The sequence below is a fragment of the Kitasatospora sp. NBC_01287 genome, from assembly GCF_026340565.1.
GTDB lineage: Bacteria > Actinomycetota > Actinomycetes > Streptomycetales > Streptomycetaceae > Kitasatospora.
Genome location: NZ_JAPEPB010000001.1, coordinates 3,911,901 through 3,925,750, shown reverse-complemented (window position 1 = coordinate 3,925,750; position 13,850 = coordinate 3,911,901). Strand labels below are relative to the sequence as shown.

The 13,850-nt window shown below is 75.3% G+C and carries 9 protein-coding genes; 6 read left to right on the top strand and 3 right to left on the bottom strand.

From position 1 onward, the window contains the following. Nucleotides 1–6: 6 nt before the first annotated feature. Entirely contained in the window at nucleotides 7–1,296 is a 1,290-nt protein-coding gene (locus tag OG455_RS16525) for a nucleotide sugar dehydrogenase (RefSeq protein WP_266294402.1), read from the bottom strand. 609 nt (nucleotides 1,297–1,905) lie between these two features. Between OG455_RS16525 and mfd the strand changes: the two genes are divergently transcribed. Then, nucleotides 1,906–5,571, top strand: a complete 3,666-nt coding sequence (gene mfd, locus OG455_RS16520; RefSeq protein ID WP_266294400.1) for a transcription-repair coupling factor — start codon at nucleotides 1,906–1,908, stop codon at nucleotides 5,569–5,571. 210 nt (nucleotides 5,572–5,781) lie between these two features. Here the strand turns inward: mfd and OG455_RS16515 are convergent, their stop codons facing one another. Then, nucleotides 5,782–6,426 carry a DUF4352 domain-containing protein gene (locus OG455_RS16515; RefSeq protein WP_266294398.1) on the bottom strand — a complete coding sequence of 215 codons (645 nt, stop codon included), beginning with the start codon at nucleotides 6,424–6,426 and terminating at the stop codon, nucleotides 5,782–5,784. 210 nt (nucleotides 6,427–6,636) lie between these two features. On the opposite strand from OG455_RS16515, the gene OG455_RS16510 reads away from it, so the two are divergent. From OG455_RS16510 to OG455_RS16490, 5 genes are all read left to right on the top strand, one after another. Further along, nucleotides 6,637–8,769 (top strand): N-6 DNA methylase, encoded by a 2,133-nt coding sequence (locus OG455_RS16510; protein ID WP_266294396.1) that lies wholly within the window; start codon nucleotides 6,637–6,639, stop codon nucleotides 8,767–8,769. A 189-nt stretch (nucleotides 8,770–8,958) separates the two neighbouring features. Further along, nucleotides 8,959–9,588 (top strand): hypothetical protein, encoded by a 630-nt coding sequence (locus OG455_RS16505; RefSeq protein ID WP_266294394.1) that lies wholly within the window; start codon nucleotides 8,959–8,961, stop codon nucleotides 9,586–9,588. 35 nt (nucleotides 9,589–9,623) lie between these two features. Continuing rightward, nucleotides 9,624–11,348 (top strand): serine/threonine-protein kinase, encoded by a 1,725-nt coding sequence (locus OG455_RS16500; RefSeq protein WP_266300828.1) that lies wholly within the window; start codon nucleotides 9,624–9,626, stop codon nucleotides 11,346–11,348. A gap of 129 nt (nucleotides 11,349–11,477) precedes the next feature. Then, entirely contained in the window at nucleotides 11,478–12,221 is a 744-nt protein-coding gene (locus OG455_RS16495; RefSeq protein ID WP_266294392.1) for a hypothetical protein, read from the top strand. A 22-nt stretch (nucleotides 12,222–12,243) separates the two neighbouring features. Then, a complete protein-coding gene (locus OG455_RS16490; protein ID WP_266300827.1) occupies nucleotides 12,244–13,275 on the top strand; it encodes a MazG family protein in 1,032 nt (343 codons plus the stop codon). Nucleotides 13,276–13,307: 32 nt separating this feature from the next. Here OG455_RS16490 and OG455_RS16485 read toward each other — a convergent pair whose 3' ends face one another. Then, the gene (locus OG455_RS16485) at nucleotides 13,308–13,754 is read right to left on the bottom strand and encodes an SDR family NAD(P)-dependent oxidoreductase (protein ID WP_266294390.1); all 447 of its coding nucleotides are present in this window, start codon (nucleotides 13,752–13,754) and stop codon (nucleotides 13,308–13,310) included. Nucleotides 13,755–13,850: the final 96 nt, after the last annotated feature.

The following is a 13,850-nucleotide window of genomic DNA, read 5'->3' as shown; positions in this document are numbered from 1 at the left end:
CCGCGCCTACAGCACCTCGACCGTCGCCCCGCTCAGCCGGCGGCGGCAGTCGAGGACGTAGCGGGCGTGGGCGCCGATGGCGGGGTAGTCGAAGTCGTCGTGGTCGGCGAGCAGCACCACCGCGTCGGCCGCGGCCAGCTCCTGGGGGGTCGCGGTGACCCGGACCACCCGGGAGAAGGGGCCGCGCTGACCGGGGACGGCCGGGTCGCCGACGTGCACGCCGGTAACCACGTGCGGGTCGGCGGCGCGGACCTCGGCCCCCATCCGGGTGAGCAGCTCGGCGACCCGGGCGGCCGGCGTCTCCCGGGCGTCGCCGGTGTTCTTCTTGTAGGCCAGGCCCAGCAGCAGGATCCGGGAGCCGTTCACCGACCGCTTGCGCTCGTTGAGGCCCTCGGCGAGGCGGCGGACCACGTAGTCGGGCATGTGGCTGTTGACGTCGTTGGCCAGCTCGACGAAGCGGAAGGAGTGGCCGAGCGCGCGCTCCACCCGCCAGGAGAGGTAGGAGGGGTCGATCGGCAGGCAGTGCCCGCCGACGCCCGGGCCCGGGTTGAAGCGCAGGAAGCCGAAGGGCTTGGTGGCGGCGGCATCGATCGCCTCCCAGACGTCGATCCCGAGGTCGTGGGCGAACATCGCCAGCTCGTTCACCAGCGCGATGTTGACGTGCCGGAAGGTGTTCTCCAGCAGCTTGGTCAGCTCGGCCTCCTTGCAGGAGGAGACCGGCACCGTGCGCTCCACCAGCTGCCGGTAGAAGTCGTCCACCGCGCGCAGTGCCTCGGCGCCCAGACCGGAGACCACCTTGGGGGTGTTCTCCAGCCGCCAGAGCGGGTTGCCCGGGTCGATCCGTTCGGGGCTGTAGCCGACCTGGAAGTCCAGGCCCGCGCTCAGCCCCGAGCCCTTCTCCAGCAGCGGGGTGAGCAGCTCCTCGGTGGTGCCCGGGTAGGTGGTGGACTCCAGGACCACCGTGGCGCCCGGGCGCAGGTGGCCGGCCAGCAGCTTCGCCGAGGACTCGATGTAGGAGAGGTCGGGCGCCCCGTCGCGCAGCGGGGTCGGCACGGTGATCACCGCGAAGTCGAAGCCCGCCACCGCCCGCGGGTCGGCGGAGGGGCGGTAGGCGCCGGTGGCCAGCAGCGGTCGCAGCCGCTCGGCCGGGATGTCCTCGACGTAGGACTCGCCGCGGGCCAGCCGTTCGATCCGGCGCGGGTCGATGTCGTAGCCGACCACCTGGTGGCCGACCTCGGCGGCGCGCACCGCCAGTGGCAGTCCGACGTAGCCCTGGCCGGCGATGAGGACGCGCATGACGGGCAAAACCCCCTGGGCAGGCCGAATGTGACGGTCTGCTCAGCCGCCGGGACCCAGCGTAGTGGTCGGGGTGCGGCGCGATCGGCAGCGACACGATCGGCCCAGTGGGGCGGGTGGGCGAAGGGCCCCGCGGCGGCGGGCAGGGCCGGCTCGGCGGGCCGGCGGTCGCCGCGGTGCGGGGCCAGGACCCGTGGCGCCCTCCAGGAAAGGGCGCCACGACTCCCGACGATCGGGCGGGCGCCCCCACCCAGGGTCGCCCGGCCTCGCACCCCGACCCCCATCGGAATGCGTTCGGCCCACCACGTCCATCCCCCACGGTTGGAGCGGCGGGCACGAGAACCATCCTGCGCGCCCTCCATGGACTCCCAGTGACAGGAGTGTGTCCACTTCTTGACAATCGACCGCTGGGTCCGAACGGCAGGTCATCGGTGCCGCGGCCGGGCATGTGCATGGCCGCGCCTGCCCGGCGCGCTCTCCACCGCGCGGCGTACCCTGGGAGCTTGACCCGGCCCCCGCCACACGCGTGCCGGGCCCATCAAGCTGCCCGGCGGCAGGATCGTTCGCCACCGGGCGCTCCGCCTGGACGCAACGGGACGAAGAGACTCCATGAGCCTGATCGGTTTGCTCGATGTCGTGGCCCGCGACGCCGCCCTCGCCGAGGCGATCGAGGCGGCGGCCGGCGGCCACCGCCCCCATCTCGACCTGATCGGTCCGCCCGCGGCCCGGCCCTTCGTGATCGCCGCGCTGGCCCGCTCGCTGGCCGCGGGGGCCGGCGAGCGCGGGCGCCCGGTGCTCGCGGTGACCGCCACCGGGCGGGAGGCCGAGGACCTGGCCGCCAGCCTGCGCTCGCTGCTGCCGCCGGACGCCGTCGCTGAGTTCCCGGCCTGGGAGACGCTGCCGCACGAGCGGCTCTCGCCGCGCTCGGACACGGTGGGCCGCCGCCTCGCGGTGCTGCGCCGGATCGTCCACCCGCGTGATGGGGGCACCTCCCAGCCGGAGGCCGGGGGAGACGCGGTGGCCGGGCCGGTGCAGGTGGTGGTGGCCCCCGTCCGCTCGGTGCTGCAGCCGCAGGTCAAGGGGTTGGCCGAGCTGGAGCCGGTGGCACTGCGGCACCGGGACACGGCGGACCTGGCGGACATCGCCGCGCGGCTGTCCGCCGCCGCCTACGCCCGGGTCGAACTGGTCGAGAAGCGCGGCGAGTTCGCGGTGCGCGGCGGCATCCTGGACGTCTTCCCGCCGACCGAGGAGCACCCGCTGCGGGTGGAGTTCTGGGGCGACGAGGTCGAGGAGGTCCGCTACTTCAAGGTGGCCGACCAGCGCTCGCTGGAGATCGCCGAGCACGGCCTGTGGGCGCCGCCCTGCCGCGAGCTGCTGCTGACCGATCAGGTCCGGGCCAGGGCGGCCGAGTTGGCCCTCGCCCACCCCGAACTGGCCGAGATCCTGGACAAGATCGCCGAGGGGATCGCGGTCGAGGGCATGGAGTCGCTGGCCCCGGTGCTGGTGGACGACATGGAGCTGCTGGTCGACGTGCTGCCGGCCGGCTCGGTCGCCGTGCTCTGCGACCCGGAGCGGATCCGCACCCGGGCCGCCGATCTGGTGGCCACCAGCCAGGAGTTCCTGCACGCCTCCTGGGTGGCCGCGGCCGCCGGCGGTGAGCGGCCGATCGACGTCGAGCAGATCGACGTCTCGGCCGCCTCGCTGCGCTCGCTGGCCGAGGTCCGCGAGCACGCCGCCGCGATCGGCCTCTCCTGGTGGTCGGTCAGCCCGTTCGCGAGCACCGACGCCGACCTCGGCCCGGTGCCGGACGGCAGCGCTGCCGCCGGCCTGCCCGGCGGCAGCGACACGCTGACCCTGGGCATGCGCGCCGTGGAGGCCTACCGCGGCGACACCGCGCGGGCGATCGCCGACGCCAAGGAGCGGCTGGCCGCCGACTGGCGGGTGGTCATGGTGACGGAGGGCCAGGGCCCGGCCTCCCGGCTGGCCGAGGTGCTCGGCAACGAGGGGATCGCGGCCCGGCTGCTGCCCGACCTGGTCGATGCGCCCACCCGGGACGTCGTCCACGTCTCCTGCGGCTCGATCGAGCACGGCTTCGTCGACGAGGCGCTCAGGCTCACGGTGATCACCGAGACCGACCTGTCCGGCCAGCGCTCCTCCACCAAGGACATGCGCCGGATGCCGTCGCGGCGCCGCAACGCGATCGACCCGCTGGCGCTGGCGGCCGGCGACTACGTGGTGCACGAGGCGCACGGGGTGGGCCGCTACGTGGAGATGGTGCAGCGCACCGTGCAGGGCGCCACCCGCGAGTACCTGGTGCTGGAGTACGCGCCGGCCAAGCGCGGCCACCCCGGCGACCGGCTCTTCGTGCCGACCGACCAGCTCGACCAGGTGACCAAGTACGTCGGCGGCGAGGCCCCGACCCTGCACCGGCTCGGCGGCGCCGACTGGGCCAAGACCAAGCAGCGGGCCAAGAAGGCGGTCAAGGAGATCGCCGCCGACCTGATCAAGCTCTACTCGGCCCGGATGGCGGCCCCCGGGCACACCTTCGGCCCGGACACCCCCTGGCAGCGCGAGCTGGAGGACGCCTTCCCGTACGCGGAGACGCCCGACCAGCTGACCACCATCGCCGAGGTGAAGTCCGACATGGAGAAGTCGGTCCCGATGGACCGGCTGATCTGCGGCGACGTCGGCTACGGGAAGACCGAGATCGCCGTGCGTGCGGCGTTCAAGGCGGTGCAGGACGGCAAGCAGGTGGCGGTGCTGGTACCGACCACGCTGCTGGTGCAGCAGCACTTCTCCACCTTCGCCGAGCGGTACGCCAACTTCCCCGTGGTGGTGAAGGCGCTCTCCCGGTTCCAGAGCGACTCCGAGGCCAAGGCCGTGCTGGAGGGCCTGCGGGACGGCTCGGTGGACGTGGTGATCGGCACCCACCGGCTCTTCGCCGCCGAGACGCGGTTCAAGGACCTCGGCCTGGTGATCGTGGACGAGGAGCAGCGCTTCGGCGTCGAGCACAAGGAGCAGCTCAAGAAGCTGCGGGCCAACGTCGACGTGCTGACCATGTCGGCGACCCCGATCCCGCGCACCCTGGAGATGGCGGTCACCGGCATCCGCGAGATGTCCACCATCACCACCCCGCCGGAGGAGCGGCACCCGGTGCTGACCTTCGTCGGGCCGTACGACGAGAAGCAGATCTCGGCGGCGATCCGGCGTGAACTGCTGCGCGAGGGCCAGGTCTTCTACATCCACAACCGGGTCGAGTCGATCGACAAGGCGGCCGCCCGGCTGAAGGACCTGGTGCCCGAGGCCCGGGTGGCCACCGCGCACGGGCAGATGGGGGAGACGGCGCTGGAGAAGGTGGTGGTCGACTTCTGGGAGAAGGAGTTCGACGTGCTGGTCTCCACCACGATCGTGGAGTCGGGCATCGACATCTCCAACGCCAACACCCTGATCGTGGAGCGCGGCGACACCTTCGGCCTCTCCCAACTGCACCAGCTGCGCGGCCGGGTGGGCCGCGGGCGCGAGCGCGGCTACGCGTACATGCTCTACCCGCCGGAGAGGCCGCTCACCGAGACGGCGCACGAGCGGCTGGCCACCATCGCCCAGCACACCGAGATGGGCGCGGGCATGTACGTGGCGATGAAGGACCTGGAGATCCGCGGCGCGGGCAACCTGCTCGGCGGCGAGCAGTCCGGGCACATCGCGGGCGTGGGCTTCGACCTCTACATGCGGATGGTCGGCGAGGCGGTGGCCGAGTTCCGCGGGTCGCTGGCCGGTGGCGGCGGCGAGGTGGAGGAGGAGCCGCTGGAGGTGAAGATCGAGCTGCCGGTGGACGCCCACGTGCCGCACGACTACGCCCCCGGCGAGCGGCTGCGGCTGCAGGCCTACCGCTCGATCGCGGCGGTCAACTCCGAGGCCGACATCGAGCAGGTGCGGGCCGAACTGGGCGACCGCTACGGCAAGCTGCCCGATCCGGTGGAGAACCTGCTGCTGGTCGCGGCGCTGCGGCTGTTCGCGCGGCGCTGCGGGGTCGCGGACATCACCCTGCAGGGCGCCAACGTGCGCTTCGGTCCGGTCGAGCTGCGCGAGTCGCAGTCCCTGCGGCTGAACCGGCTCTACCCGCGCAGCCAGGTCAAGGCGGCCGCCCAGCAGGTGCTGGTGCCGCGGCCGACCACGGCGCGGATCGGCGGCAAGCCGGTGGTCGGGCGGGAGCTGCTGACATGGTGCGGCACTTTCCTGAGCACGATGTTCGAGGAGTTGGCGGCCGGCCGGAAGTAGCGGTGCCGGGCCGCGGCCCGGGTTGATCCAGGCGGCGGGTGGCCTCGGGCCACCCGCCGCTCACTCTTTTCGGCCGGCGCCGGCGCCCTGGCCGCAGCTTCCGGGCCGCTGGCGCTCGGGCCGGTCGGGGCTCGGGCCGCTGGCGCTCGGGCCGGTCGGTGCTCGGGCCGCTGGTGCTCGGGCCGCTGGTGCTCGGGTCGCCGCACCCGCTCAGCCGAGGTTCCACTGACCGGTCTGGTCGGCGAAGCCGCTGTCCAGGGTGAACTGGGCCTTGACGATCTTGGCGTCGGCGGGGACCTCGAAGGTGATGAAGCCGAGCGCGGTGTCGCCGGGCGCGTTGTTCACCGGGCTGGCGAAGCTCTGGCCGGCGGTGGTGTCGGCGACCACCGAGGTGTAGGACTGGCCCTTGTCGTCCGCCACGGTGGCGCCGTTCTCCGGCGAGTCGCTGTAGGCGGCGGTCCCGGTGTTCTTGAGCCGGAACTGCACCGCGATCCAGCGCTTGCCATCGGCGGGCTTGCCGAAGCCGTCGGGGGTGCTCTGCGCGTTGTCGACGACCTTGACCACCGTCACGTCGTCGGCGGAGCCCTGGTCCTGCCCCTTGAGCGCGATGGTGTCGCCGACCTTGGCGACGCTCGGGGCCTTGCCGGTGGATGCCGCGCCGCCCGTGCCGCCCGCTGCCTGGCCGCCCGCTGCCTGGCCGCTCGGGGCGGCCGCCGCGGTGGACTTCTTCGGCGTGGTGGAGACCGAGTTGGTGCTGGTCGGCCCGCAGGCGGTGGTGGCGAGGGCGAGCAGGGCGCCGCCGGCCAGCAGGGCGACGGAGGTGGAGCGGCGACGGGCGGTGGCGGTGCTGCGCATGGCGGGTTCCTCTGTTCGGCGCGGTGTTCGACGCGGGTTTCGTGCGGTTCTCCGGTGCTCGCCCCGTTCGGCGATGGCTCCATCAGAGCAGATCACTGTGAACAGCGTCAACAGGGAAATCGATAAGACCCATGTTCACGCGTGAACAGGGGTCTCGTGCTCGGCTGGCTATGCTGGGTGGTCACAGCCGCCGTCCGTTGAGGAGCCGCCATGCCGCCGAGCCCCGAGGTGACCGCCGTCGAGATCGCCCGACTGGCCGGGGTCGGCCGGGCGGCGGTGAGCAACTGGCGCAAGCGGCACGCCGACTTCCCGCAGCCCGTCGGCGGCAGCGAGGCCAGCCCCGCCTTCGCGCTCGCCCAGGTCGAGGAGTGGCTGCGCCGCCAGGGCAAGATCGCCGAACTGCCGCCGCTGGAGCGCTGCCGGCGCCAGCTGGACGCGCTGCGCGACCCGGCCGGGCACCCGGGCGCCCCGCTGCTGCTCGCCGGCGCCTTCCTGCTGCTGCTGCACCGCGCCCCGGAGCGCTGGACGGAGCCGGCCGGCCGGCCGGACACCCGGCTCGCCCTCGCGCTGCCGCGCGCGGTGACCGAGGTGCTCCACGCGGCGCTCGGCACCGCGCTCGACGAGGCCCTCGGCGCCGGTGCGGGCGGCGGCGCGGGCAGTGCTGCCGGCAGTGGTGCCGGCAGCGGTGCGGACCCGGGCGCGCCGGGGCTGCCCACCCTCTACGGCAGCACCCAGCTCGACCTCTGCCGGATGCTCGCCCGGCTCGCCGAGGAGCAGCCACCCGCCGCCGTGTACGAGGCCCTGCTGGCGGGCACCCGGCAGCCCAACCAGCTGCCGCCCGAGGCCGCCGCCCTGCTGCTCGCGCTCGCGGGGGAGCCCGCCAGCGTGCTCGACCCCAGCTGCGGGCTCGGCCCGGTGCTGCTGGCCGCGCCCGCCGGAGCCAGCCGCCACGGCCAGGACCGCGACCCGGTGACCGCCGCCGCCGCCCTGCTCCGGCTCGCCCTGCACACCCCCGCCGACACGCCGGGGCCGCTGCCGCTGGGGGTGCGCGCCGGTGACGCGCTGCGCGCCGACGGGTACCCGCAGCTGCTCGCCGACGCCGTGCTCTGCCGCCCGCCCTTCAACGAACGGGACTGGGGCCACGAGGAGTTGCGCTACGACCCGCGCTGGCTCTTCGACCAGGCCCCGCCGCGCGCCGAACCCGAACTCGCCTGGCTGCTGCACTGCCTGGCGCACACCCGCCCGGGTGGTCTGACCGCGCTGCTGCTGCCCCCCACCGTCGCCTCCCGCCGCTCCGGGCGCCGGCTGCGCGCCGAACTGCTGCGCACCGGCGCGCTGCGCGCGGTGGCCGCGCTGCCGGCCGGCGCCGCGCCGCCGTACGGCGTCCCGCTCCAGCTCTGGCTGCTGCGCCGCCCCGACCCGCAGGAGGCCGCGCCCGCCCGCCGGTTGCTGCTGCTGGACGCGACCGCCACGCAGCCCGAGCAGTTCGACTGGCCGACCCTGCACCGCACCGTGCTGGAGGGGTGGCAGGCCTTCGACGGCGGCTCGGTGGCCGACCGCCCGGGGGTGTACCGGGTGCTCGACTCGATCGAGCTGCTGGACGACGACACCGACCTCGCCCCGGCCCGCCACCTGCCGCCGCCCGCCCCCGCGGACGGCGCGGCCGCGCTGGGTCGGCTGCGCGGCCGGCTCGGTGAGCTGCTCGGCTCGCTGGCCGAGCTCGACCGGGCGCTGCCCGCCGTGACCGAGGCCGGAGCCGCCCCCGCCGCGCCGCTGACCACGGTCGGCGAGCTGGCCCGGCAGGGTGCGCTGGAGGTCTTCTCCTCCGGCACCGGGCCCGCCACCCGGGCGCTTCCTGACGACCCGGCGGCCCCGCCCGTCCTCACCGACCAGGACCTCCTCGCCGGCCGCCCGCCGAGCCTGGCGCTGGCCGCCGGCGAGGCGCTCCGCGCCCGTCCGGGCGACGTCCTGGTCCCGGCCCTGGCCGGCGGCGCCGCCCTGGTGGTCCACCCCGGCGACCCGGCCGACGGCGCGGCCCTGGGCCCCCGGCTGCACCTGCTGCGCCCCGACCCCGCCGCGCTCGACCCGGAGTTCCTGGCCGGCCGGCTGCGCTCCACCGCCGCCGCGCGGACCGCGGGCAGCCACGCCTCCACCACCTCCCGCCTCGACGTCCGCCGGGTCCAGCTGCCCCGGCTGCCGCTGGCCCGCCAGCGCGAACTGGGCGAGGCCTTCCGCCAGGTGGCCGCCTTCGAAACCGGCGTCCGCCAGGCGGCCGAGCTGGCCCGCCGGCTGGCCCAGGGCCTGACGGACGGTCTGGCGGAGGGGGAGCTGGGGGTGGAGTGAGGAGGGAGGCGGGCCACGGCCGTTCAGGGCACCGGGGCCTGACCGGCGAGCGGCCCGGCGAGGGCGCTCGCCTGGCCGCCGGTCACGGACCGGTAGCGGTCCGGGCGGAGCCCGGCGGGGCCTGGGGTGGGGGCGGTACCGTGGGCAAGATCATCGTCGGGTTACCTCTTCGTGCGGGGGCGGATACGCATGGCAGGCCAGTTTCCCGGGCAGTTCGGGCCGGTTCCGGCGCGGGTGGTGAAGCCGAAGGGGCCGTTCGGGGTGGGCGGCAAGGTGCTGCTCTGCCTGGCGGCGGTGCTCACCGGCGGACTGCTCGGGTTCCTGCCGCCGCTGCTGCTGGCGGTGCGGCGCAAGCAGCGGGTGGATGTGCTGGGAGCGGTGCTCTTCGGCGCGCTCTCGCTGCTGATGATGGTCTGCGCGGGCATCGCCGGGCAGGACAAGCGCGCGGTGGCGGCCAACGCCATCGGTGAGATCACCATGGGCGTGCTGATCGTGGCGGCGCCGACGTACTTCCTGCTGATGGACCGGCGCGGTCGGTACCCGCTCGCGGCCGGACACGCGGTGCCTGGGTACGGGGCAGCCGGCTACGCGGTGCCCGGCTACGCGCCGCCGGGCTACGTGCCGCCGGGGTACGCGGCGCCCACGCTGCCCGTGCCGCCGGGCTACGGGGCGCCGGGCCACCAGTCGTACCCGTCGTACCAGCAGCAGCCGACGCAGCAGCAGGAGCAATCGCAGCAGCAGCAACAGCAGCCACCCGTCGACGAGTTGCAGCGGCTCGGCGAGCTGCTGCGGCGGCAGGCCGAGGACGGCGGGCGGTGAGCGCGGCCGGGGACCGGGTGATCGGGGGCCAGGTGATCGGGGGCCGGGTGATCGGGAACCGCTACCGGCTGGCCGAGAAGATCGGGCACGGCGGGATGGGCCAGGTCTGGGCCGGGTACGACGAGCGGCTGGACCGGCGGGTGGCGGTGAAGCTGCTGCGCACCGAGGCGCTGCTCGGCGGCGAGGGGACGCGCGAGCGGACGGCGCTCCGCGAGGACCTGCGGCGGCGGTTCCTGCGCGAGTGCCGGATCACCGCCGGGCTCGACCACCCCGGGCTGGTCACGGTCTTCGACGCGGGGCAGGACGAGGACGAGCTCTACCTGGTGATGCAGCGGCTGCCCGGCATCGGGCTGGGCGACCTGCTCGCCGAGGAGGGCCCGCTGCCGATCCCGTGGGCGGTCGCGGTGGCCGCGCAGATCTGCGCCGCCCTCTCGGTGGTGCACGCCGTCCCGGTGGTGCACCGGGATCTGAAGCCGAGCAATGTGATGGTCCGTCCGGACGGGCGGGTGGTGGTGCTGGACCTGGGCATCGCCACCGCGCTGGACGGCGAGCACACCAGGCTCACCATGACCGGCGTCCCGATCGGCAGCCCCTCGTACATGGCGCCCGAGCAGGCGCTCTCCGGCGCGGTGGACGCGCGCAGTGACCTGTACGCGCTGGGCTGCCTGCTGCACGAGATGCTCGCGGGCGAGGAGCCGTTCCGGGCGCCCACCGCGCTCGGGGTGCTGCGCCGCCAGGTGGACGACGCGCCGGTGCCGCTGCGGCAGCTGCGGCCCGAGGTGCCGGCCGAGTTGGAGGCGCTGGTGCTGGACCTGCTCGCCAAGCCGCCGGCCGCGCGCCCCGCCGACGCGCAGACGGTCCACCAGCGGCTGCGCCCGCTGCTGCCGGGCGCGGCGCCGGGCGCACGACCGCCCTACGGACCGGTGCCGGACCCGACCGGCCCGTTCCGCCACCCGCACCAGCCGCTGCCCGGCCCCGCCACGGCGCCCGTGGCCGCCCCACCCCCGCTGCCGCTGCCGGCCCCGCCCTCGGCGCCGTCGGTCCCCGCCGACCTCGCCGCCGCCTGCGGCGAGGTCTCCGACCTGCTCGCCGCGCACCGCTACGCCGAGGTGATCGACCTGGCCGCCCGACTGCTCCCGCGGGCCCGGGCCGCTCACGGGGACGGCGCGCCGCTGGTCCGCACGCTGCGCACCATCTACGCCCGCACGCTGCTGCAGGAGGGGCAGTACCGGGCGGCGCTGCCGGAGTACCAGCTGCTGGCCGCCGCCGCGTCGGCCGAAGCCGGCCCGCGGGCGGAGCAGGCGCTGGAGCACCGGCGCAAGGCGGCCGCCTGCCTGGAGCAGCTGGGCCGGGGGGCACAGGCCCTGGCGGAGTACCAGGGGCTGCTCGCGGACCACACGGCCCGGCTGGCCTCGGGGCAGGACACCGACCCGTCGCGCTGCTTCGACCTGCGGGAGCGGATCGGCCTGCTGCTCGCGGGGTCGGGGGACACCGAGGGCGCCTGGGACTGGCTGCTCGCGCTGCTCTTCGACCGCGAGCCGCGGCTCGGCCCGCACCATCCGGACGTGCAGCGGCTGCGCCGGCACCTGGACCAGCTCCAGCACCACCGCCGCACCGGGTCCCAGCCGCCGCTGCCCCAACTGTCGCCGACGTGGCCGCCGCCCCCGGGCCCCGCCGTGCCGCAGCCGCTCGACCCGCGCACCGGCAGCTGGCCGAGCCACCCGCCGCACGTCTCCGGCCCCAACCCGTACCGCGCCTGACGGTCCGTCGGACATGGCGGCCCGCACTCACTCGTTCGGCGCAGCGTTTGGGCAACGGCCCGCCCGGCTCTCTATCCTCGTGTCCCGTCAGGAGGCAGCCGCCACCGCAGCCCGTCCGGGAGGCCCCGCGTGATCCGCAGCCGTTCCGCCCATCCCGCCGCCGCCCAGCCCGCCACCGCCCGTCCCGCCACCGCTCACCTCGTCTCCGCTCACCTCGTCTCCGCCCGCCCCGCCGCCGCCCTGCCGGCCCGCCGCCGGGCGCGCCGGGCGCTGCCGATCGTCGGCGCGCTGCTCGCGGCGGCCGTGCTCACCGGGTGCGGCCGGAACCCGGCGTATCCCGGGGTGGCCGCGGTGGTCGGCCGGGACCGGATCAGCGAGTCGGCGATGCGCGCCAGGGTGGCGGAGTTCCGCGCACAGGCGGACCAGCTGCCGGCCGGGCAGTACCAGGAGCAGGCCGGCCTGGTCGGGGCCACCGTCTCCGGGATGGTCTTCAGCGACGTGGTCGACCACACGCTGGCCGAGCACCAGCTCGCCGTCACCGCCACCGAGGTCGCCCAGCTCCGCGCGGACCAGGTGCGGGCCTGGGGCGGCGAGTCGGGCCTCGAACAGATGCTGCTGCTCAAGCACGCGGTCCCGGCGGGCCGGATCGACACCTTCTACCGCGAGCAGATCGGCCTGCAGAAGCTCGCCGCGCAGGCCGGCCAGCAGCTGGGCACCACGGACGGCAACAAGACGGTGCACCAGCTGCTCGCCGAGGCGGCCACCGAGCTCAAGGTGACGGTCAACCCGCGCTACGGCAGCTGGGACGTCCAGCAGGCGGTCCTGGACAGCCCGAGCGAGGACTGGCTGCCGCAGTCGGGTGCCGCCTCCTGACCGGTAGGTTCGAGGGGTGGAGATCTCGACGGACACCCCGGACACCCCGAACGCCGCTGCCGCCCCGAAGCTGACCCTGCTCACCACCACCCACCGGGTGGCGCCGGGCCTGCTCAGCTGGCCCGCCTGGGAGGCGCTGCGCGCGGCGCCGCTGGTGCTGGCCGCCGACCCGGCGCACCCCCAACTGCCCGCGCTGGCCCAGGCGGGCGTGGCGGTCGAGCTGGTGGAGCGGAGCAGCGCGCCGGCGCTGGCCCGCACGCTGACCGGACGCGCCCCCGTGCTCTTCCTCGGCAGCCCGGACGGCGACCCGGGGCTGACCGACGCGCTGGCCAGGATCGCGGTCGAGGAGGCGGGCCGGGCGCCCGAGATCGAGCTGCTGCCCGGCTCCTACGACCTGCCCGGCGCGCGGCTGCTCGACCTGGTGTCGGTGATGGACCGGCTGCGCTCGCCCGGCGGCTGCCCGTGGGACGCCGAGCAGACCCACGCGAGCCTGGTGAAGTACCTGGTGGAGGAGGCCTACGAGCTGGTCGAGGCGATCGAGGAGGGCGACCGCGAGACGCTGCGCGAGGAACTGGGCGATGTGCTGCTCCAGGTCTTCTTCCACGCCCGGATCGCCGAGGAGCACCCCGAGGACCCGTTCTCCGTGGACGACGTGGCCGGGGCGATCGTCGAGAAGCTGATGTACCGCCACCCGCACGTCTTCGGTGACTCCGACGCCGCCACCACCGACCAGGTCGAGGCCAACTGGGAGCAGCTGAAGGCGGCCGAGAAGCAGGACCGGGAGTCGGTGCTGGACGGGGTGCCGGCCGGGCTGCCGGCCCTGGCCTACGCGGCGAAGCTGGTCTCCCGGGTGCGCCGGGCCGGTTTCACCGGGGTGGCCGACGCGCCGTACGCGCTGCCGGGGGAGCTGACCGAGCGGACGGCGGGCGCGCTGCTGCTGGCCGTGGTGCAGCGGGCCCACGACGCGAAGGTGGATCCGGACGCGGCGCTGCGGGCGGCCGCGCGCGACTACCGGGACGCGGTGCGGGCCGCCGAGGGGCTGCCGGCGAGCTGAGCCCGCCGGTGCGTCACCTGGTGCCGGCCGGGTCAGGCCGTCTGGACGTGCTGCTGGGTGTGCTGCTGGACGTGTGGCGGGCGGTGCGCCTGGCGCTGCCGCGGCACGACCTCGCCGATCGCCTCGCCCAGCGGGTCGAGCAGCTCGGCGAGCCGGTCCAGCTGGCCGGGCAGCTCGGCCATGGCGACGATCCGCTCGCCGTCGGGGCCGGCCACGCAGAACAGGTCGATCGGGCCGAGGTGCTTCTCGGCGGTGTCGACCAGGGCCGCGATGTCGCTGGGCTGGTGGATGTCGGAGCTGACCCCGATCACCGGGCAGCCCGTCCGGTCGAGGGCGGTGGCCAGGTCCTCGGCGACACCGGCCCGGGGGTCGGCGATCAGCAGGCCGGCGGCTCCCGCGGCGGCGAAGCGATGGGCCGGCCCGTCGCCGTCGCCGCCGCTGAGTACCGCGATGACCACCACTGCCCCGGTTACTCGCATGGCCTGCTCCTCCCTGGGGGCGCCGCCGCACCGGAGCGCCCGCCAACCACGTATCGGAGGATCGTAGGCTTCTCCTGACCCTCCGCAACAGGGATT

Coding starts and splice junctions, on each gene's coding strand:
- OG455_RS16525 (WP_266294402.1), bottom strand. CDS start 1,296: ATGCGCGTCCTCATCGCCGGCCAGGGCTACGTCGGACTGCCACTGGCG.
- mfd (WP_266294400.1), top strand. CDS start 1,906: ATGAGCCTGATCGGTTTGCTCGATGTCGTGGCCCGCGACGCCGCCCTC.
- OG455_RS16515 (WP_266294398.1), bottom strand. CDS start 6,426: ATGCGCAGCACCGCCACCGCCCGTCGCCGCTCCACCTCCGTCGCCCTG.
- OG455_RS16510 (WP_266294396.1), top strand. CDS start 6,637: ATGCCGCCGAGCCCCGAGGTGACCGCCGTCGAGATCGCCCGACTGGCC.
- OG455_RS16505 (WP_266294394.1), top strand. CDS start 8,959: ATGGCAGGCCAGTTTCCCGGGCAGTTCGGGCCGGTTCCGGCGCGGGTG.
- OG455_RS16485 (WP_266294390.1), bottom strand. CDS start 13,754: ATGCGAGTAACCGGGGCAGTGGTGGTCATCGCGGTACTCAGCGGCGGC.